The sequence below is a fragment of the Paenibacillus sp. 2TAF8 genome (assembly GCF_052114825.1).
Taxonomy (GTDB): Bacteria; Bacillota; Bacilli; order Paenibacillales; family Paenibacillaceae; genus Paenibacillus.
In genome coordinates this window covers 1-18,619 of record NZ_JBFRFN010000005.1, presented here as the reverse complement: position 1 = coordinate 18,619, position 18,619 = coordinate 1, and the positions used below count along the sequence as shown (strand labels likewise).

Sequence of the window (18,619 nt, the reverse complement as noted above, 5' to 3'; positions counted from 1 at the left end):
TTCACGATATGTTAACAAACATAACATAAGAGGGAGTGGGGTACATGAGAAAGAAATGGTTGGTTTCAATGTTAGCAATGCTTACTTTACTGGCTTTCCCAATGAGTGCATTTGCAGCGGCAGCAGAGGGCCCGAGTAATATTGAACTTCAAAGTGGTCTGAACTCTGCATTTACGTTTCTGGCTGTAGTGTTGGTGTTCTTTATGCAAGGGGGATTTGCACTCCTTGAAGCGGGTTCGACACGAATGAAAAATGCAGGACATATTGCGGGTAAGACGATCCTGACATTGGGCATTTCAGTTATTGCGTTCTGGGGGCTTGGTTTTGGCCTAGGCTTTGGTAACGGTAACGGATTCTTCGGAACAACCGGTTTCTTCATGAGTGGAGATAACATGGCAGCTTCCTTTGAATCACTTGCTTTCTCTGATGTTCCACTAACGATTAAATTTGTATTCCACCTTGCATTTGCGGCTGTCTCCCTGGCTATTGCCTGCGGTGGTATGGCAGAACGTGCAAAGATGAGTGTATATATCGTGTTTGGTACACTGTATACCATTATTATGTATCCGGTTGTTGCTCACTGGGTATGGGGCGGAGGCTGGCTCGCAGAGCTGGGTATGCAGGATTTCGCGGGTTCAACAGTCGTTCACTTGACTGGTGCAACTGCAGCGCTGGTAGCTACTATTTTGCTAAAACCACGTATCGGTAAATACAACAAAGACGGTAAACCTAACATCATTCCAGGTCACAACCAAGTATATTCCGTACTCGGGGTTATTATCCTCTGGATCGGTTGGTTTGGTTTCAACCCAGGTAGCACATTGTCCGCAATGGGTGAAGGATTCTTCGGTTATGTGGCACTCACTACAAACGTAGCTGCAGCTGCCGGTGGTGTTGCTGCACTGTTGATCTCCTGGGCAGTCCTCGGGAAATCAGATATTCCTAGCATGTTGAACGGGGTGCTTGCTGCACTCGTAGCGATTACTGGGGCTTGTGCTTTCGTAGAACCTTGGGCAGCGCTGGTCATTGGAGCAATCGCAGGTATCATTACATTCTTCACGGCTCAATATTTCGATCGCAAAGGTATTGATGATCCGATCTATGCGTTCTCTGTACATGGTATTGCTGGTATGTGGGGAGCCATCTCCACTGGTTTGTTCGCAACACCTGAACTTGCTGAAAAAGTAGGCGTAGGTCAAGCGGGTCTATTCTATGGCGGTGGATTCCACCAACTGGGTGTACAGTTGTTAGGTCTTGCTGGCGCATTTGCCTTCGTACTTGTGATGTCCTTCATCATTCTCGGCGGTATGAAAGCTGTAATGGGTATTCGCGTTACTGAAGAAGAAGAAACTATGGGCCTCGATCTCAGTGAACATGGTACGTATGGCTATCCTGAGCAAATGAAACATGCTGAGTCCAAATCAGGCGGTACGTTCAGCTCCTGAGGTAAACGATGATTGAAATTGCTTCAAGGAGGCTGGATGTGATGGAACCTATCTCAACAACGAATCTTTCCTGGTCTTATCAAGGGATTGATGGTGCGGCTTCTGTACATGAGCTGCGCCAGGCCCGCGTCACTTTACAGAGAGAGCTCCAGGAATCATTGTCCGCTTCCTTGTCGCTGGTCGAATGGTACGAAACGGTAAATGAACTGCATGACCGCATTGCACGGAAAGCAGTAGAGTTATGCATTCAGGGGATGGTAGAGGAGGGCTTCGGCCAGCCTCCCGTCCCCTATGCCTTTATCGTATTTGGAAGCTCCGGCAGGGAAGAAGCGACATTATGGAGTGATCAGGATAATGGCATGATTATCAGCGATACTCCGCATGCAGGAAAAGAAGAATATTTTATGGAACTAGGAGTACGTATTGCCGATCTATTGGAACAGTTGGGTTATGCCAAATGTGAGGGCAAGGTGATGTGCTCGGAGCCGCTCTGGCATAAAACATTGGCTGATTGGCAAAAGCAATTATTCGAATGGAGTTCCGACTTAAACTGGGAGCCGGTGCGTAATCTGATCATCGCTTCCGATATGCGTTTTATTGCAGGGGAAGCTAATCTTGCAGAGGCTTGGCTTACGAGCTTTTATGAACAGTTCCGCCGAGTTCCAGAGCTCTCTGATGCAGTGTTACGTAATACGGTAAAACATAAGGCGACGTTAAATATACTGGGTCGCGTAGTTACAGAGCGATTTGGTGAACACGCAGGCGGTTTTGATGTCAAATACGGTGTGTATATTCCGCTGGTCAACAGTGCCAGATTTTTGGCTTTACAGCATGGAATTCAGGAATCATCAACGTTAAAACGAATGGAGAGACTGACTTCGCTTGAGGCGCTTCCTTTTCAGTTAACGGATACGTGCCAGCGTGCGTTTACGTCTGCGCTGAAACTGCGCCGAAATACACCTGTTGTTATCCGAGAGGATTTGCAGCAGAGTGGTGGTTTTTTGGACGAAAAACAAATGAAACAAAAGCAGATTCATTATGATCTGAGAGAGACACTGGGACTCGTTAAGCGAGTGCACCGTGCTTTGCAGAGACAGTTGCGTTTTGCAGAAAGGAGACGTCCATGAGAGAGCCGGCTAGGGGCAGTACAGGGTTTTGGAATTCGCTGCGTCAGGGAGGGGTTCCTTCCGCCATCGCTTCCATTATGGGAGCCCCTACGGCGCAACATATGGCGTTCATCCGTTCCATGATGAGGGAGCAGCGTAGACCAGAAGTGTTGCATACACCTTTAAAGGAACTGGATGCAGTGGTGTTTGATCTGGAAACAACGGGCTTTTCCCCCCAGCATGGAGATGAGATTCTCTCCTTTGGTGCAGTGCGCATTCGAGGCGGTGTTGTACTGGAGGAGGAACAGTTTTACACTGTGGTACAGTCAAAGACGGCGGTGCCGAAGCATATTACTGAACTTACGGGAATTACGCAGCAGATGACAAAAGAGGCGCCAACACTTCTGAAGGGACTACATGATTTCATGTCTTTTGTTGGTGGGAATGTACTTGTTGCTCATGCGAGTGCGCATGACCGTGCTTTCCTCAATGCAGCGTTGTGGCGAACCTCCAAAGTCAGGCTGACCCATCGTTTGATTGACACGATGATGCTCGCCCGTTGGCTTGAACCCACAAGACCCGGATACGGGCTGGATGAATTACTGGACTCGAGAGGCATTCCCATCTATGGGCGACATCATGCGCTTGAAGATGCTAAAATGACGGCGCAGTTATGGTCTTGTTATCTAGAGGACATGCAACGAAAAAACATTGAGACATTGGGTGACCTCTACACTCGGTTAAGTCATGCGTAACGTTAGTGGCACCAGGCAATACGAGGGTATAGAAGACGATGCCCCTCGTCGTCGCTGTTCTTCATTCGATATAATCTGGTAAGCATTCAGGAGCATGCTTGACGTCGCCTCGTTTGAAGCTGAAGTTGAGACAGAAAGATCAGGTGCGCCAATCAGATAAGTCTGAACCACACCTGCGAAGTTCGGAAGGGCTTGCAGATCCTCCTTCGAAGGAATCGGTATTGTGCGCGGGTGGGAGTGAAAGATACCAACGATGGTACATTCGGAGTAAAAACATTGTATCCATTCCCTTTGATCGAGTGAGAAGTGATGCAGCGGGTCAGGCGCTACGTTACGAATGGGCTGAAACCGACTGATTCGTATGCCGCCCGCTGCGGTTTCACCCAGCACAACCCCGCAGGCTTCCTGCGGCAGCGAAAGATGCATGTGCCTGGACATTTCCTGTTCCACCGAGCGGGGGAGAGTTAAGGTGTTTTGCTGCCCGTGAAGTGCTGCCATTTGTATTCACCCCTCTCTCTTTTGGCTCCTGCTTATGCAGGGGTCCTTTTTATTTTATTTTGTTCCATCTGGATTGTAAAATTTTAAGGGAAAAGGGTACAATATCATAAAGGATCGTTGTGACACTATTTGGACACTTTGACTGAACAAGAGGGTGGCGAATGATGAAACGTAACATATACATACTGCTTGGAGTTGTTCTGCTTGTTGGTATAGCGCTAGCTCAGAATAAGGACAGTGGCATAGCAGCTGTTTTTAAACAGGAGCAACCTCTGCCAACGGAGACAGGGCCGAAGGCTGGTTTGCTAGCACCGCCGTTCTCTCTGAAAGGGATGGATGGTAAGACTTATAGCGTGGGTGGGGCGAAAGAAAAAGCAACCTTTGTCAGTTTCTGGGCATCATGGTGTGATCCATGTAAACAAGAAGCACCGGAACTAAACCATTTCGCGGAAAAATACAAGGACAAGCTGGATCTGTACGGTGTAAATGTTACTTCATACGATAAACTGAAGGATGCCAAAGCTTTTGTGGATGAGTACAAGCTTACATTTCCGATTCCGCTTGATGAAAAAGGAACAGTATATGCTCAATATAATGGCGTTGCATTTCCAACGAATGTTTTGATTGATTCTCGTGGGGTCATTCAAGAGATCGTACTTGGCATATTGCCAGAAAAAGAGCTGGAGAAAAAAATTAAAAAGTTGATTGCAAACTAAAAGGACTGTGTGCTTACGTGTTCTGCAATTAAAAAAGCTTCTGCTGCCATCAGTAATGGCTGCAGAAGCTTTCTTTATTTTCCGGGAAATAAGAATTTGGACTGTGTTTAGGCTTGATTTAAAATTTTAATGATTGATCAGCCCAGGAGTCGGGATCGAGATTGGGTCCGGCTCGTTCAGGATATTTTCCTGAAGCAAAGCATACCTGAAACTGTGTACAAGCGCTTCCCAACTGGCTTCGATGACATTCTCGGATACACCAACCGTGTTCCAGGTGTTCTCTGTATTTTTGGATTCGATCAATACACGAACTTTGGCCGCGGTGGCATCCTTCTCATCCAATACACGAACTTTGTAGTCAGACAAGTGCATATGAGCAAGAGAAGGGAAATACTGCACAAGTGCTTTCCGAAGTGCGTTATCAAGCGCGTTAACTGGACCGTTGCCTTCCGCAGCGGTGTACACACTTGTTCCTGCGACATTTAGTTTGACAAAAGCTTCGGATACAACGGATTTACCAGCCGTTTTCTCCACAAGCATTTTAAAAGATTCGAATGTGAACAGTTCTTTCATATCTCCGTTGGCTTCACGAATTAATAATTCCAGTGAAGCATCTGCACCTTCAAATTGGTAACCTTGATGTTCCAAATCCTTAATTTTTTCAATGATCTGGCGTGAGTTCGCACTGCTTGGGTCAAACTCCAAACCGAGTTCCTGCGCTTTGGACACGATATTACTCTGTCCAGCCAGTTCAGAGACAAGCACACGCTGCTTGTTGCCGACCAGTTCTGGCACGATATGTTCATATGTCCGTGAATCACGCAAGATGGCTGATACGTGGATCCCGCCTTTGTGAGCAAAGGCGGCATTACCCACGTAAGGTTGGTTAATGGGCATATTCACGTTTGCAATCTCACTGATGTAGCGGGCAACATTCGTGAGTTGTTTCATGGAATCATCTGACACACACTCGTAACCAAGCTTTAACTGTAAATTAGGGATAATGGAAGCAAGATTGGCGTTACCACAGCGCTCACCATAACCGTTCATTGTGCCTTGAACCTGACGAGCTCCAGCTTGTACAGCGCTGAGGGTATTTGCAACAGCCAGCTCACAATCATTATGAGTATGAATACCAAGATGAGCATGAGGCAGCGTTCGGTGCAGGGTGGACACGATCTCGTGAACTTCGTGCGGCATCGTTCCGCCGTTGGTATCGCACATCACCAGCCAGTCAGCCCCGGCTTCATGAGCTTTGGTCAAGACGGCTTGTGCATACTCGGGGTTATTTTTGAACCCGTCGAAAAAGTGCTCGGCATCAAAAATGACTTCCATTCCGCTTTGCTTCAAGAATGCGATGGAATCATAGATCATAGATAGATTTTCATCGAGCGTTGTTTGCAAAGCGGTATGCACATGAAAGTCCCATGATTTTCCGACCAGTGTTGCGGCCTGTACCCCGGATTCAATCATACGCTTCAAGTTGGCATCTTCGCTGGCAATGCTGCCTTTGCGACGTGTGCTTCCGAATGCAACGACCTTGGCGTTCAGCTTCAGTTCCTTGACTCTTTTGAAAAACTCAATGTCCTTGGTGTTGCTGCCTGGAATTCCGCCTTCAATATAATGAGCACCGAGGTCATCCAGCTTTTTGGCAATTTTGAGTTTGTCATCTGCCGATAAGCTGACACCCTCTCCTTGTGTGCCGTCACGTAAAGTCGTATCGAAGATGGAGATGGCCTTTGACATGAAGATCCTCCTTTTAGGTAAAGCGCTGTTTTATAAGTTTTGGTCGTGTGGTTGAAAAGCAGTTAAAAATGTTAATGGATAAATCCTTCGATGTAGCAACGCTACACTGTGTTAAACTGGTTTGATAGATTTGTCCCAAAGGTGTGAATTTGTATAATTAAGTATTATAGCATCATTATAGCCAAATGCTACATAGAATTCGCAGGTTAACGTAAACATTTGCCGATTTAATTGTGTAAAAGCGTCTGGGGATATTAAACAGACATCTATGTTATAATTTGGTTTGATGGAAGAGAGGGGATAACGGTGACTATAGTATGGGAGAATGTAATAATTGCAGTAATTCCTCTGATTATTATTGGTCTGGTTGTCCGGGCCATTTTCAAGAATAACAATAGACCTGGACGAAAATAAAGTGAACTCCCGGGCTGGGAGGATAGAAAGGATGGGAGGCGTGAAGTCTTCAGACAGCAATCCTCCAATCGATGTAAGTGAGTATTATCCAGCAGCAGGCAGAGTGATTCTGCATGTGGACATGAATGCCTTCTATTGTTCTGTACATGAAGCAGAAGAGCCGGAGTTATATAGTGGAAAGGCAACAGCCGTTGCGGGAAGCAGTGAACTGCGCAAGGGTGTCATTGTTACTTGTTCATACACAGCCCGAGGCAGAGGGATCTCCACGGGCATGGTTGTACATCAAGCGATGAAAAAATGTCCTGATCTGATAGTAATTCGCCCTGACTTTCATCTGTATCGTCAATACTCCAGAGCTTTTATGCAGATTGCATATAGTTATACGCCGCTGCTGGAAGCGACCTCGATTGATGAGTGTTATCTGGATATTACGGGGTCCAAACAATTCGGAACACCTATTGAAATCGCTGAACAGATTCAGCGGAGAATCATGGAGGAACTTGGCCTGCCGTGTTCCATTGGGATTGCGCCGAACAAGCTGCTTGCCAAGATGGCTTCGGATCTGAAAAAACCGAACGGCATATCGATTTTGCGGATGAGGGACGTGCCGCGTATTTTATGGCACAGACCGTGTAACGAGATGTTTGGCATTGGGAAGAAGACAGCCGAGAAGCTTAAAAAGCTGGGGATAGATACGATCGGCCAACTGGCTAAATCTGATGAAAAAATGCTGACAGACCTGTTTGGTGTGAATGGAACATGGCTCAAAAATTCGGCAAATGGTATTCATCACTCTCCGGTCGTTGCTGAACGGGAAGCGAACAAATCGATTGGACACACGACGACACTGCCAGCCGACGTCTCTGAAATAAGTGATATCCAGCGGGTATTTCTCAACATCAGTGATCAGGTTGCCCGAAGATTACGCAAACATGAAATGTTCAGTCAGGGCATCCAGATCACCATTCGTACCCCTGACATGAAAACGATCACGAGGTCACGCATGATGGATATCCCTACAGAGGACGCAGCAGTCATTTACCGAGAAGCTTGCCAGCTCTTTGCAAAACATTGGGGGAGCGGAAAGCCTGTACGAATGCTTGGCATTACGCTGCAGAATTTGATTCCGCGGGAGGAATCCGCTGTGCAGATGGATTTGTTCGAATATGAACAGAAGCCAAAAAAGGAAAGTTTGATACGTATTATGGATCAGTTACGGGATAAGTTTGGTGAAAATGCAGTTGTCACCGCAGGTATGCTGGGTGATGATCCTTCCACATTACTTCGCAACCACAAGGTAAGGGGAACTTCATTGCAAAAAGATAACTTGCAAAGTTTAGATTAAATAGGGATAATATAAAGTTGTGGTTATTGCAAATTGATTTGTAATTATTCTAACTTTGGTTTAATATGTTTTTAGATAAAAACACGGTTCGTGGTGAATCCTAGGAGGAGAGATTGTATAATGAGTAAATATACTTGGGTTGAAAAAGATACATGCATCGCATGTGGCGCTTGCGGAGCAACAGCTCCAGATATCTATGATTATGATGATGAAGGTTTGGCAGAAGTTATTTTTGATGGTGATGCCAACCATGGAATCAAGGCTATTCCTGAAGATTTGTTCGATGATATGCAGGATGCATGCGACGGCTGCCCTACAGATTCCATTAAAGTAGCGGACGAGCCTTTTAATAAAGAAGGTTAATTTTTCTCCATATTGTACAATAAGGCACATGTTTTGTCCCAGTGACAGAAGGTGTGCTTTTTTATGTGTTTACATAGTTAGTACCAAGTACTGAAGTCCTATGCATATTTTGCCTCTGGCTGCCGATATATACTCTATAAGCACAAGGCGGAAATAGTGGAGGATTAGATGCAAAACACGGATCTAAGGTCATATGTCAAGAAACATCCAGATAATAAAATGGCATGGTATTTGCTTGGCAAAGAGTATCTGGGCGAAGGACAGGAAGCGAAGGCGAATTATTGTTTCCAACAAGCGGGCGAAGTGTACGAAGCTTTTGAACGCAGTAAAGCTCCTGCCGACATATGGATGGATTACCAGGAGAAGCTGGTAGAGGTGTCTGAGCAAAAGGAGAAAAAGAGGCGCAAACGCAAAATGTGGCTGACGCTGCTAATGTTTCTCTTGTTAGCAGGTTTGCCACCTGCGGATGCCCCTGGTGCCAATCGTGGGGCAGCGGACGCTCTGTCTGAGGCTCTGGAATCAGAGGATGACATGCCAGATGGAATGCCTGCGAAAGAGCAGCGAGGAGCGAGTCAGGCGTCTGTGGAACAGAATAATGTGTTCACTGCTGCTGGATTTGGCAATGGAAATGATGGGGGAACAGCACTTGCTGCTGCCTGGTCCGAATCAGGAGCAGGGGTTAAAACAACGGCTGTACTCGGCATGCAGACAGCTAAGACGTGGTACATCTGGAAACGGGACATGCCTGTAAAATATATTATGCAAACGAATCAAAAAGGCAAGCTTACGGCCCAGAGTTATGATGCTAAACAATGTAACTGCAAACCTCCCGAAGTTTCCTCCAAGATCAAACGAATGGCGCTCTCCTGGACAAGCAAACAGGAGACAGCTGCGGCGTTATCAAGTGCAATCATCTCATATCATAAGCAACACAAAGCGTGGCCAAAGAGTGTCACTGCCTTGGCTCAGCCGTTTCCAAACAATATTTTGGGAGAAACTTCAGCTGAAATGAGCGATATGTTTCCAGAACTGTTAGCGATGTCTCAAGCCAAGACTCAAGCGGTAGAGAGGGGGGCTGCCGATATCGGGAGAACACAGGCTGCTGAATTATCCAAGGGGAAAAAGGCTCCGTTTGCTGATACATTGGGTGGACAGCCCTTTTTGGAGAAGCCGCTCGAGATTGTTATCGACAAGAGTAACCACAGGCTGGCGCTCATAAGCGGGAGCACGATTGTTCGGATGTATGAAGTGGGTCTTGGCGGGGAGCGGACGCCTGAGGGCTCATATGTCATTACGGATAAAGTGGTTAATCCGAATGGTCACTCGAATGGAGAGTTTGGAAGTCGAGGCATGCAGCTTTCGAATACGAATTATGCCATCCACGGGACTAATGAGCCAGATAGCATCGGACTTGACGAGTCCCTTGGATGTGTGAGAATGAGCAAAGCGGATGTGGAGGAGCTGTTTGCTCTTGCTCCGCAGGGAACTCCGGTACGCATTGGTAAAAATTTGCTGCCAGAGCTTACGTCTGTGCCAAAGAGCGAACAGCGGTATAAGTACAAACTTGTTCCTCAGCAGAACAATCCAAACAAAACGTATCACTGGTTAAACTAATTTTGCGTACATTCCGTATGTTCGTTTTATCCGTAAGCATCCGCTTTGTTCAGCGATCTCCATATGTAGGTTAAGTCACAGCCTTCTGAATCATCTACATATTGGCAATAATAATCAGAGCACCAATGATAACGATTAAACCTCCAACGCTGGCTGCTGTCCATATGATGGCTTTGCGATTAACCTCTTCTTTTTTTTGCTGCAATGCAGGTGGTTTACGTTTCTGAGCCATGGCTTTTTTCCTCCTTAAGTAGGTATCGAACTGGTATAGAGCAACCATGCTTTCATTGTAAAGAATTCAGCCCGCTATTTCCAGTAGGTGGGTTGATTTCTTATGTATAGATCATCTGATTTGAATTTTGTTTGTCTATGCGCAAATGACTTTCTTTTTGAAGGAGAAAAGGCTAGACTTGTGAGTAGAGTTTTTTTACATATGAGGACGGGGATCGGCCATATGGCGTACCGAACCAGAACGGAGTGAGTGATTTGTTATACAAAAGTCTTGCTAAACCTTTATTGTTCAAAATGGACCCTGAACAGGCCCATCATCTAATTATTGGTGGCCTTAGTGGTGTAGGTAGCGTTCGTCCAGTTCCGTCTGGACTGCGTGTCATGTATGGCGTGCGGGAAACCCCGGATTTGGCTGTGGACATGTTCGGCTGTCATTTTCCTACACCGGTTGGTCTAGCTGCAGGTTTGGATAAAAACGGACAGGCCGTTACTGGATTTTCCTCGATCGGGTTCGGTTTTATGGAAGTGGGAACTGTGACGCCACTGGCTCAGTCTGGCAATGATCAGCCCCGTCTGTTCCGTTTGCCGCCAGATGAGGCGCTGGTGAACCGGATGGGCTTCAACAATCTGGGTGCAGAAGCGATGGCAGGCGAGCTTGCACGTCTTCAGGAACGGCGTATCCCTGTAGCGGTGAATATCGGTAAAAATAAAGTTACTCCGAATGAGGAAGCTCATCTGGATTATGCGAAGTGCATTCAGGCGTTATATACTTATGCAGATCTGTTTGTGGTTAATATCAGTTCACCAAATACACCGGATTTGCGTAATCTGCAACATGGGAATGAATTGAAAGAATTGCTCGCTGCGGTCATGGAAGAGATGAATCGTCAACAGGCCAAGGCTGGCGGAGCAGCCAAATCTGTGCTTGTCAAAATAGCGCCTGACGTGAATGATCAGGAACTTGAATATATGGTTAGTACTATTGCAGCGAGTGGGGTGTCGGGTATTATTGCGACAAACACAACGATTAGCCGTGAGGGTCTCTCGCATCAGCATGCGCAGGAAACGGGCGGGCTAAGTGGCAAGCCGCTGCGTGAACGTTCAACGGAAATTATTCGTCAGGTGTACAGACAGACCGAAGGCAAGCTTCCGATCATCGGCTCAGGTGGTATTTTTACAAGTGAGGATGCCTATGAGAAAATTAAAGCCGGGGCAAGTCTGGTGGAAATCTATACTGCGTTGATCTATGAAGGGCCAGAAGTGAATCGCCGGATTCACGCCGGATTACGCGAATTGCTCCGTAAGGACGGTTATCATCATATATCAGAGGCGGTTGGTGCAGACCACCGTTAAGAAGCTATAGAAAACCCCAGAACACGAATTATAGAAGCGAGGAAGAGTAGATAATGGATCGGGACTCTTCCCCCCGGCAAACATCATGTATAATGGATAAGAACAGGGGATGCTATAGAGACAGGAGGCTTAACCATGGACGGTAGAGACTGGGGTACATTTTTACTTCCTTATGAACAAGCGGTAGAGGAATTGAAGGTAAAATTCAAGACGATGCGGGCGGAATTGAAAAAACGGGAAGAATATGCCCCGATTGAATTCGTTACTGGCCGTGTCAAAAAAATCTCCAGCATTCTGGAAAAATCAAGACGTCTAAATGTAGCACTGGATGATGTGGAGACAGGGATAGAGGATATAGCTGGTATTCGAATTATGTGCCAGTTCGTGGATGATATTCGGCGGGTGGCTGAATACATCAGAGCTCGGAAAGACTTAACGGTATTGATTGAAAAAGATTATATAACCAACTTCAAAGAAAGCGGTTATCGCAGTTTTCATATGATCATTGAGTATCCCGTACAAACAGCTCTGGGTCAGAAAAAAGTGCTTGCCGAAATTCAAATTCGGACGCTTGCTATGAATTTCTGGGCAACGATTGAACACTCCCTGAGCTATAAATTTCGGGAAAGTCTGCCGGAAGATATGCGAGCGAGACTGAAGAAAACGGCAGAAGCTGCCTTTGTTCTGGATAACGAGATGTCAGCGATTCGTTTACAGATTCTTGAAGCGCAGAAGGCATTCGAGGATGACTCCAATATCGTATCAAGAACGTTGAGCATCATTCAACAACTGTATTTCTATCATCTGGTTCATGAGGCGATTGAAGCACAAAGACGATTTAATGATTGCTGGGAACGGAATGATATGGAGGGGCTCAAAGTGTTGCTGGACGATGTGAAGGAACTTCTGAACAACGCCAGAAAGGGCGAAAATCCAGATGAGCAGTTATGAACCACTCTACATTGATTATTTGATTTATTTCAATCGGGATCAGGACTATTTCGAATGTCATGAGGTGCTTGAGGAGTTGTGGCTGGAACGCAATCACGATCCACTGTACAAAGGTCTGTTGCAAATCGCGGTGGGGCTGTATCACTACAGAAACGGTAATCTTCGCGGAGGAGGAATGATGCTCCAGAGTTCACTAGAGTTGCTGGAAGTATATCCAGACATTAGTCTCGGTATCCAGCTTGGGGCTTTGAAGGCAGACGTTCGTAAACTTGTGAGGGAGTTACAGGAAAACAAACTTGAAACACTTGAGTATCGTGATCTGTCTATCCTTATTGAGGATCAGGCACTTATTGAGCAGATACAGACCAGGTCGCTGGAGCTAAAACCTAATGTTCCGCAGCGGCGAAGCCCAACCCGAGGACGAATTTACGAAGAGAAAATGAAGGCGCTGCAGCAAGCCGAGCTACACGAGCACAACGAGAACGCTAATCATCATGCAAATAATTAGGATTATATATCCTATGTCTTGTATAACAAGACACCCCGACGATTCCGGTACAGGAATGATCGGGGTGTTTTTAATTTATTGAATTTAGTTTTACCTATAGTTCATTCAAGTTAGCTTTTACTTGGGGCTGTGTTTCCTTTATACTTTTCGAAAAATTGCTTGTAGTCATCCAGCGAATAACCGTTGTCGCTTCCATTCTCTTTCAAGCCGCCAACCATGCGGTCTTTCTCGACGCCATCTTGATAATAAACGAGGGTAGGTGTGAATTCAATGTTGTAATCCGTCCAACCCTCTTCAAACTCCCGTAGATTAAATTGTGGAAGCTTGATTCCTTCACTGTCCACGAGCGGCATCAATTGCGGTGTCGTTGCACGGCAGTGTGAGCAGTCGGAAGCAAAGAAATAAACAAAGAAACTGTCCTTCTTGTCGATTCTAGCTTTCAGATCTGCCGGCAGAATGATTTGTTGATAGTTGGGATCGTCCAGCAATTCCCGTGTAGCTGGATTAAGCTTGGAAGCTGCAATGCCATAAGCGTTTTCTACAGTATCCATCTGTTTCTTGGATTGTTGGTTCACGAGAACCAGCGCAGCAATCATGACGACTAGTACGCCGAGGAAGATAAGGATTGAGGCACTTTTCTTTTTCTTCTTGGAATTCATTGTTCATCCCCCATTATTCATATCGAGATAAATTGCAACAAAAATATAGGCTGGGATAATATGCATAAACAACCGAATTTTTGCTGATAAAACAATCTATTAGCATTATACTACATTACACGCTGTAGTGGAATACACATGATAGGATAGGCAAGCAAAATCAGGATATGATAACATAGAGCAATATGTCATTTTAACAGGATAGGATGAGTGGAACTATGGCCGTACAGCTACCTTTGGGCTTTGCAGAGCGAATGCAACGTTTGCTTGGCGAAGAATTTGAATCTTTTATGAAATCGTATGAACAATCCCCGCATGCCGGGCTCCGCGTAAACACACTTAAAATATCAATGGAACAATTTAAAGAGATTGCCCCGTTTGACTTAAGACCTATTCCATGGTGCGAAACGGGTTTTTACGTGCCTCATGGGGTGAAGCCTGGCCTGCATCCTTATTACCACGCGGGTCTCTATTATATTCAGGAACCGAGTGCAATGGCTCCGGTGGAGCAATTGGATGTAAAGCCGGGTGACCGCGTGTTAGACTTGTGTGCTGCGCCTGGGGGGAAATCCACTCAGATTGCTGCCAAGCTTCAAGGTAAAGGAGTGCTGGTCACGAATGATATTCATGCGGAGCGAACCAAAGCATTGGCCAAAAACGTGGAACTGTATGGCGTAAGAAATGCAGTTGTGCTCAATGAGTCACCGGAGCGCATCGCGGATGCATTTCCTCATTATTTTGATAAAGTGCTGATTGATGCGCCTTGCTCAGGCGAAGGCATGTTCCGCAAGGATGAAGACATGGTGAAATCCTGGGAACATCATTCTGTGGAGAAATGTGTGCTGATGCAGCGCGATATTCTGGAAACGGCAGCGCGGTTACTGGCTCCGGGAGGTACGATTGTTTATTCGACTTGTACCTTTGCACCGGAGGAAAACGAAGCGATGATTGCCGAGTTTTTGAAGATGAATCGTGACTATGCAGTGGTAAATATTGCGGATAACGCTGGTTTTGCCCCAGGACGCCCGGAATGGGTGCGTCAGATGTTGCCCGTGCAGGCAGCTGAGACAGAAGAAGTGTTGGATCAGACACGTGGCACGGCCCGATTATGGCCTCATCGGATAGAAGGGGAAGGACATTATGTTGCTGTGTTAAAACATCTTGAGCGTATTGAGAGTGGCACGAGACGTTCAGAAGAACTTATTGATGAGTTCAATGGAAAGTCAGGTAAAGAGCTGGATGAAGAAAGACAAAGTATCGGACAACGTGTACATGAGTCCGAATTGTTGTATGACCCAAGTGAGGATCGTTCCTTTTTACGATCGGCTTCGCTTCCTATGACCAAAGCCGATCGTAAAAAGGAACGTTTGTTACGGGTTGAATCCAGAGAAAGCAACGACAAAAGTACACGAGGAAGTAAGTACACTGCGAAATCAGGCAAGAAAGGGAAAGAGGCTGGTGGTCGCAAGCCTGAGCGAGTGCAAGGACGAGGTGCTGATTCCAGCTCAGTTGATCCATTAGCGGTCTATGCTCAGTTTGTACATGAAAATCTGGTTATACCGCTTGAGGGTGAAACGGTATGTTACGGAGATCGTGTATATCAGTCAGCTGTAGGTGCCGCCCGACTGGAGGGACTGAAAGTGATTCGCCCCGGATGGTTTATGGGCACGGTTAAAAATGGGCGATTCGTGCCTTCCCATCCGCTGGCATGCGCTTTGCGTGCATCGGAGGCGCGTCGAAGTGTAAATCTTTCTTCTGCTGATGGAGAAGCGGTGAGGTACCTGAAAGGGGAAACGCTGAACATTGAGCAGGAACGGGTCAATTTACAGGAAGCAACAGTAACCAAGGGTTACGTGCTTGTATGTGTGGATGGATATTCTGCTGGTTGGGGCAAATGGTTGGACGGTGTATTGAAGAATGAATACCCTGCAGGCTGGAGGTGGACATCGGTATGAGTGGAAAAGGAAAACAAACGCAGCGCTTGGACAAAATATTGAGTCATATGGGTGTAGGTACGCGCAGCGAACTTAAAAGAATGGTGAAGCAGGGACGTATTCACGTGGACGGCAAAGCAGTGAAGGACAGTGGCATTCAGGTTGATCCGGCGATCCATGTCATTGAAGCGGATGGTGAGCGGATTGTGTACCGGGAAATGATCTATCTGATGCTTCACAAACCGCCCGGTGTTGTATCTGCTACGGAAGATGCTCGGGATAAAACGGTGCTGGATCTGTTGCGCAAGGAAGATCGGATCTTTCAACCGTTCCCGGTCGGAAGGCTGGACAAGGATACGGAGGGACTTCTTATTTTGACTAATGATGGACCTCTTGCTCATGATCTGTTATCTCCTCGCAAGCATGTGCCCAAAACATATGAAGCGCGGGTACTAGGGAAAGTGGATGAAGAGGACGTACAGCGTTTCGCAGCGGGCGTGCAGCTTGATGACGGGTATGAGACTATGCCAGCCGAGTTGACCGTACTCGGATATGAAGAAACAGAGGAAGGCATTGTATCGCTTATCTCGCTAATCATCCATGAGGGGAAGTTTCATCAGGTCAAACGCATGTTCCAGGCTGTAGATAAACGTGTCATCTATCTAAAACGTGTAGCCATGGGAGAACTGAAGCTGGCTTCCGATCTGGCGATTGGGAGTTACCGCGAATTAACTGAAGATGAACTAACTTGTTTACGAAAAAATAATGTAGCCAACTAAACACAGATGGGATGAGAAGCATATGACGTACAAATTGATTGCGCTGGATGTTGATGGAACTTTATTAAATGATCATCATGAGCTGACCGAATGGACACAGGAAACGTTGATTCAGGCCTCGCGCCAAGGGGCGGAGATTGTGCTTTGTTCTGGCCGAGGCCCAGCCAACACGATTCCTTTTATGAAACAGATGGGACTGGATGGGTATGTCATTACGCATAACGGTGCTGTTACTGCACAGGTAAATACCCGGGAAGTCATTCATCAATTTGCTCTGGATACCCAGGGACTTGAACCTATTATGAAGTACTGCCGTGAAAATGATGTGCATTTTGATATCAATACTGCTTTTGGTCTATATGTGGATCAACCCGAAGGTTTGGAGCTGCAGGTAAGGCAGATGTATTACAACTTTCTGGCTGAGCCGCTCAAGCTACCCCGGTGGGCAGATATGACTGAACCTCTTGCTAAGTTTACAGCGTTTGGTCCTATCGAGCAGATGGACGCTGTCCAGCGCGAATGGACGTCCTGGAATTTGCCTTATTACATGACACGCAGCGGAGACTTTTTCATTGATTTGATGCATCCCGAAGCTTCCAAAGGAACGGCGCTCAAAAGGCTGGCTGATTCCAAAGGCATTGCGTCTTCTGAGATTATGGCCATCGGCAACTATTTCAATGATATTACGATGCTCACTTTTGCCGGTAAAGGGATTGCGATGGATAACTCTCCTGAAGAGGTGAAAGCAGCATCTGATGAAGTGACCTTGTCCAACAATGATGAAGGCGTTGCGCACGCCATCCATAAGTATATTCTGTCGGTATAAATTCTTTAGGACCGTTAGCTGATCTACAAAAATGAGCTCCCTGGGCCTGCGGAAATTGCACAGTGCCTCATAAACTACTGTCTCTGGGGACATCCTATGAGAATACGTTAGGAATGAGGAGGACTGGCAATGATACAGATCGATTTAACGACAGACCTGCGAACAACAAGTGGTGAAGTGCAGGATATTATGGTGGATGGCCGATATGTGGGTTCACTTTTACTGATCTACAGAGAAGGGGAGCGTTTGTCAGGCAGCTTGCAACTGGAACAGGAATTGATAGAAGAGGCAGTAGAACAGCTCATTATTGATAAGGTCCATGCTTACATCCGCGCGCTTGGGGATGCGGTGGCGGCATCCTACTATGAAGTGTTGGTGAGCTGTGGCACGTTGCATTCCGTCCTGCAGCCAGCGGACATCAATGAGGAAGCGTTATGGTCTTCTGCCGGAGGAGCAGCATCGGAAGAAGATCAGGAGTATGACGAGAGCCGTTATGACGATGTATTACCTGACGAGATAGATATCATTCCTACATCTCGGGAGGATTCTTTTACATACGAAGACCGGGAGCACCTTCTGGAAATGGAGATGGTCAGTGCCGGGCGTAACCTATCGAGCTATGTGTTCAACGATGTCGAAGGAGAAGAGATGGCAGAAGCTACGCTGAAACAGTATGGACCTGACGCACAAGGAGAAATTCACTGGTATGACGAACCTGATGAAACAGTGCAGGAAGCTGCGGCAGAGCTGCTTGTACGGGAACTGGACGAGGAGATCATCGATACGATCACGATCCGGATGTGGCATCAGGGAAACGAATTGCAGACGCTCGAGTGGGTGCACCGTGATTTTTCCGAGGAGCTTGATGAAGATGAAGAGGCGGACGAATCCCTCGAGTCCATCGACGATTTGATCGAGCCGGAAGAAGTGGAAGAAGCAGGCTATGTCATGCTTAGGAACCGGGATCGGGAGTTCAGAATCTATGATCTATTCGTGCAGGAGCGTGGAGGTCTCCCTGTCGGTACGGCAACCATTGATACGTCACATTCAGATCTGACAGGTTATATGGATTATGATGTACCTGGTACGAGTGCACAGCGGAAAACTTTGGTGGAAGTGCTGATGCGGGAGCTGAACAAAGAGATCGAATTCGACTCCTTGCATCTCACCATGCTTTACCGTAATCAGATTATTGATGAAGCCAGAATAGAAGGGTAAGAGGCGAAATAAAATGTACCCCTTGTAAAGGACAAATTAAAAAAGGTTAGGCTGCTTCAAGCTGTCGTCTGTATCGTGCAGGCGGCAGCTTGTTTAAGTTCCATTGACCTCGATAATGGTTGTAATAGATCATGTAGCTTTTCACTTCTTGCTTAACC

At 46.5% G+C, this 18,619-nt stretch carries 19 protein-coding genes; 14 read left to right on the top strand and 5 right to left on the bottom strand.

All coding sequences use genetic code 11. The annotated features are described in order from the left end of the window. Positions 1-44: 44 nt before the first annotated feature. From AB4Z30_RS08950 to AB4Z30_RS08940, 3 genes are read left to right on the top strand one after another with little or no spacing between them, the layout of a single operon-like run. Positions 45-1,445 (top strand): ammonium transporter, encoded by a 1,401-nt coding sequence (locus tag AB4Z30_RS08950; protein WP_123064297.1) that lies wholly within the window; start codon positions 45-47, stop codon positions 1,443-1,445. Between the two features lie 41 nt (positions 1,446-1,486). Further along, entirely contained in the window at positions 1,487-2,572 is a 1,086-nt protein-coding gene (locus AB4Z30_RS08945) for a DUF294 nucleotidyltransferase-like domain-containing protein (protein ID WP_441925414.1), read from the top strand. Further along, positions 2,569-3,306: an exonuclease domain-containing protein gene (locus tag AB4Z30_RS08940; RefSeq protein WP_441925412.1), complete on the top strand. Its 738-nt coding sequence runs from the start codon at positions 2,569-2,571 to the stop codon at positions 3,304-3,306. The genes AB4Z30_RS08945 and AB4Z30_RS08940 overlap by 4 nt, the downstream gene beginning before the upstream one ends. On the opposite strand, the gene AB4Z30_RS08935 is transcribed toward AB4Z30_RS08940, so the two are convergent. Then, positions 3,292-3,804, bottom strand: a complete 513-nt coding sequence (locus AB4Z30_RS08935; RefSeq protein WP_441925410.1) for a Mov34/MPN/PAD-1 family protein — start codon at positions 3,802-3,804, stop codon at positions 3,292-3,294. The genes AB4Z30_RS08940 and AB4Z30_RS08935 overlap by 15 nt on opposite strands. A gap of 161 nt (positions 3,805-3,965) precedes the next feature. Between AB4Z30_RS08935 and AB4Z30_RS08930 the strand changes: the two genes are divergently transcribed. Further along, on the top strand, positions 3,966-4,520 hold the full coding sequence (locus tag AB4Z30_RS08930; RefSeq protein ID WP_441925408.1) for a TlpA disulfide reductase family protein: 555 nt from the start codon (positions 3,966-3,968) through the stop codon (positions 4,518-4,520). Positions 4,521-4,646: 126 nt separating this feature from the next. Here the strand turns inward: AB4Z30_RS08930 and cimA are convergent, their stop codons facing one another. Next, positions 4,647-6,266: a citramalate synthase gene (gene cimA, locus AB4Z30_RS08925; RefSeq protein ID WP_441925406.1), complete on the bottom strand. Its 1,620-nt coding sequence runs from the start codon at positions 6,264-6,266 to the stop codon at positions 4,647-4,649. Between the two features lie 445 nt (positions 6,267-6,711). On the opposite strand from cimA, the gene AB4Z30_RS08920 reads away from it, so the two are divergent. The 3 genes from AB4Z30_RS08920 to AB4Z30_RS08910 all read left to right on the top strand — a co-directional run bounded on the left by AB4Z30_RS08920 (position 6,712) and on the right by AB4Z30_RS08910 (position 10,002). After that, a complete protein-coding gene (locus tag AB4Z30_RS08920; RefSeq protein ID WP_441925404.1) occupies positions 6,712-8,025 on the top strand; it encodes a DNA polymerase IV in 1,314 nt (437 codons plus the stop codon). 120 nt (positions 8,026-8,145) lie between these two features. Continuing rightward, positions 8,146-8,388: a ferredoxin gene (locus tag AB4Z30_RS08915; protein WP_421897132.1), complete on the top strand. Its 243-nt coding sequence runs from the start codon at positions 8,146-8,148 to the stop codon at positions 8,386-8,388. A gap of 168 nt (positions 8,389-8,556) precedes the next feature. Further along, positions 8,557-10,002 carry a L,D-transpeptidase gene (locus AB4Z30_RS08910; protein ID WP_441925402.1) on the top strand — a complete coding sequence of 482 codons (1,446 nt, stop codon included), beginning with the start codon at positions 8,557-8,559 and terminating at the stop codon, positions 10,000-10,002. A 94-nt stretch (positions 10,003-10,096) separates the two neighbouring features. Here AB4Z30_RS08910 and AB4Z30_RS08905 read toward each other — a convergent pair whose 3' ends face one another. Continuing rightward, the gene (locus AB4Z30_RS08905) at positions 10,097-10,234 is read right to left on the bottom strand and encodes a hypothetical protein (protein ID WP_192895092.1); all 138 of its coding nucleotides are present in this window, start codon (positions 10,232-10,234) and stop codon (positions 10,097-10,099) included. A 254-nt stretch (positions 10,235-10,488) separates the two neighbouring features. On the opposite strand from AB4Z30_RS08905, the gene AB4Z30_RS08900 reads away from it, so the two are divergent. From AB4Z30_RS08900 to AB4Z30_RS08890, 3 genes are all read left to right on the top strand, one after another. Beyond that, positions 10,489-11,586, top strand: coding sequence for a quinone-dependent dihydroorotate dehydrogenase (locus AB4Z30_RS08900; RefSeq protein WP_441925399.1), 1,098 nt, complete (start codon positions 10,489-10,491; stop codon positions 11,584-11,586). A gap of 135 nt (positions 11,587-11,721) precedes the next feature. Beyond that, entirely contained in the window at positions 11,722-12,537 is an 816-nt protein-coding gene (locus tag AB4Z30_RS08895) for a GTP pyrophosphokinase (RefSeq protein ID WP_441925397.1), read from the top strand. Next, a complete protein-coding gene (locus AB4Z30_RS08890) occupies positions 12,524-13,045 on the top strand; it encodes a DUF309 domain-containing protein (RefSeq protein ID WP_441925395.1) in 522 nt (173 codons plus the stop codon). Before AB4Z30_RS08895 ends, AB4Z30_RS08890 begins: the two co-directional genes overlap by 14 nt. Positions 13,046-13,155: 110 nt before the next feature. Here the strand turns inward: AB4Z30_RS08890 and AB4Z30_RS08885 are convergent, their stop codons facing one another. Continuing rightward, positions 13,156-13,704, bottom strand: coding sequence for a thioredoxin family protein (locus AB4Z30_RS08885; protein ID WP_441925393.1), 549 nt, complete (start codon positions 13,702-13,704; stop codon positions 13,156-13,158). A 218-nt stretch (positions 13,705-13,922) separates the two neighbouring features. Here AB4Z30_RS08885 and AB4Z30_RS08880 point away from each other — a divergent pair, with 218 nt between their 5' ends. The 4 genes from AB4Z30_RS08880 (at position 13,923) to AB4Z30_RS08865 (ending at position 18,461) form a co-directional block, all read left to right on the top strand. Next, positions 13,923-15,659 carry an RsmB/NOP family class I SAM-dependent RNA methyltransferase gene (locus AB4Z30_RS08880; protein ID WP_441925391.1) on the top strand — a complete coding sequence of 579 codons (1,737 nt, stop codon included), beginning with the start codon at positions 13,923-13,925 and terminating at the stop codon, positions 15,657-15,659. Beyond that, entirely contained in the window at positions 15,656-16,417 is a 762-nt protein-coding gene (locus AB4Z30_RS08875; protein WP_441925389.1) for a pseudouridine synthase, read from the top strand. The genes AB4Z30_RS08880 and AB4Z30_RS08875 overlap by 4 nt, the downstream gene beginning before the upstream one ends. 22 nt (positions 16,418-16,439) lie before the next feature. Further along, positions 16,440-17,243, top strand: a complete 804-nt coding sequence (locus tag AB4Z30_RS08870) for a Cof-type HAD-IIB family hydrolase (RefSeq protein ID WP_441925387.1) — start codon at positions 16,440-16,442, stop codon at positions 17,241-17,243. 129 nt (positions 17,244-17,372) lie between these two features. Continuing rightward, complete coding sequence (locus AB4Z30_RS08865) at positions 17,373-18,461, top strand: hypothetical protein (RefSeq protein ID WP_441925385.1); 1,089 nt, start codon at positions 17,373-17,375, stop codon at positions 18,459-18,461. Positions 18,462-18,507: 46 nt separating this feature from the next. Here AB4Z30_RS08865 and AB4Z30_RS08860 read toward each other — a convergent pair whose 3' ends face one another. After that, the gene (locus tag AB4Z30_RS08860; protein ID WP_441925836.1) at positions 18,508-18,606 is read right to left on the bottom strand and encodes a hypothetical protein; all 99 of its coding nucleotides are present in this window, start codon (positions 18,604-18,606) and stop codon (positions 18,508-18,510) included. Between the last annotated feature and the right edge of the window lie 13 nt (positions 18,607-18,619).

Excerpts from the sequence above, each read along its gene's own strand:
- AB4Z30_RS08950 (WP_123064297.1), top strand. The coding sequence starts at position 45 with ATGAGAAAGAAATGGTTGGTTTCAATGTTAGCAATGCTTACTTTACTG.
- AB4Z30_RS08945 (WP_441925414.1), top strand. The coding sequence starts at position 1,487 with ATGGAACCTATCTCAACAACGAATCTTTCCTGGTCTTATCAAGGGATT.
- AB4Z30_RS08940 (WP_441925412.1), top strand. The coding sequence starts at position 2,569 with ATGAGAGAGCCGGCTAGGGGCAGTACAGGGTTTTGGAATTCGCTGCGT.
- AB4Z30_RS08935 (WP_441925410.1), bottom strand. The coding sequence starts at position 3,804 with ATGGCAGCACTTCACGGGCAGCAAAACACCTTAACTCTCCCCCGCTCG.
- AB4Z30_RS08930 (WP_441925408.1), top strand. The coding sequence starts at position 3,966 with ATGATGAAACGTAACATATACATACTGCTTGGAGTTGTTCTGCTTGTT.
- cimA (WP_441925406.1), bottom strand. The coding sequence starts at position 6,266 with ATGTCAAAGGCCATCTCCATCTTCGATACGACTTTACGTGACGGCACA.
- AB4Z30_RS08920 (WP_441925404.1), top strand. The coding sequence starts at position 6,712 with ATGGGAGGCGTGAAGTCTTCAGACAGCAATCCTCCAATCGATGTAAGT.
- AB4Z30_RS08915 (WP_421897132.1), top strand. The coding sequence starts at position 8,146 with ATGAGTAAATATACTTGGGTTGAAAAAGATACATGCATCGCATGTGGC.
- AB4Z30_RS08910 (WP_441925402.1), top strand. The coding sequence starts at position 8,557 with ATGCAAAACACGGATCTAAGGTCATATGTCAAGAAACATCCAGATAAT.
- AB4Z30_RS08905 (WP_192895092.1), bottom strand. The coding sequence starts at position 10,234 with ATGGCTCAGAAACGTAAACCACCTGCATTGCAGCAAAAAAAAGAAGAG.
- AB4Z30_RS08895 (WP_441925397.1), top strand. The coding sequence starts at position 11,722 with ATGGACGGTAGAGACTGGGGTACATTTTTACTTCCTTATGAACAAGCG.
- AB4Z30_RS08890 (WP_441925395.1), top strand. The coding sequence starts at position 12,524 with ATGAGCAGTTATGAACCACTCTACATTGATTATTTGATTTATTTCAAT.
- AB4Z30_RS08885 (WP_441925393.1), bottom strand. The coding sequence starts at position 13,704 with ATGAATTCCAAGAAGAAAAAGAAAAGTGCCTCAATCCTTATCTTCCTC.
- AB4Z30_RS08880 (WP_441925391.1), top strand. The coding sequence starts at position 13,923 with ATGGCCGTACAGCTACCTTTGGGCTTTGCAGAGCGAATGCAACGTTTG.
- AB4Z30_RS08875 (WP_441925389.1), top strand. The coding sequence starts at position 15,656 with ATGAGTGGAAAAGGAAAACAAACGCAGCGCTTGGACAAAATATTGAGT.
- AB4Z30_RS08870 (WP_441925387.1), top strand. The coding sequence starts at position 16,440 with ATGACGTACAAATTGATTGCGCTGGATGTTGATGGAACTTTATTAAAT.
- AB4Z30_RS08865 (WP_441925385.1), top strand. The coding sequence starts at position 17,373 with ATGATACAGATCGATTTAACGACAGACCTGCGAACAACAAGTGGTGAA.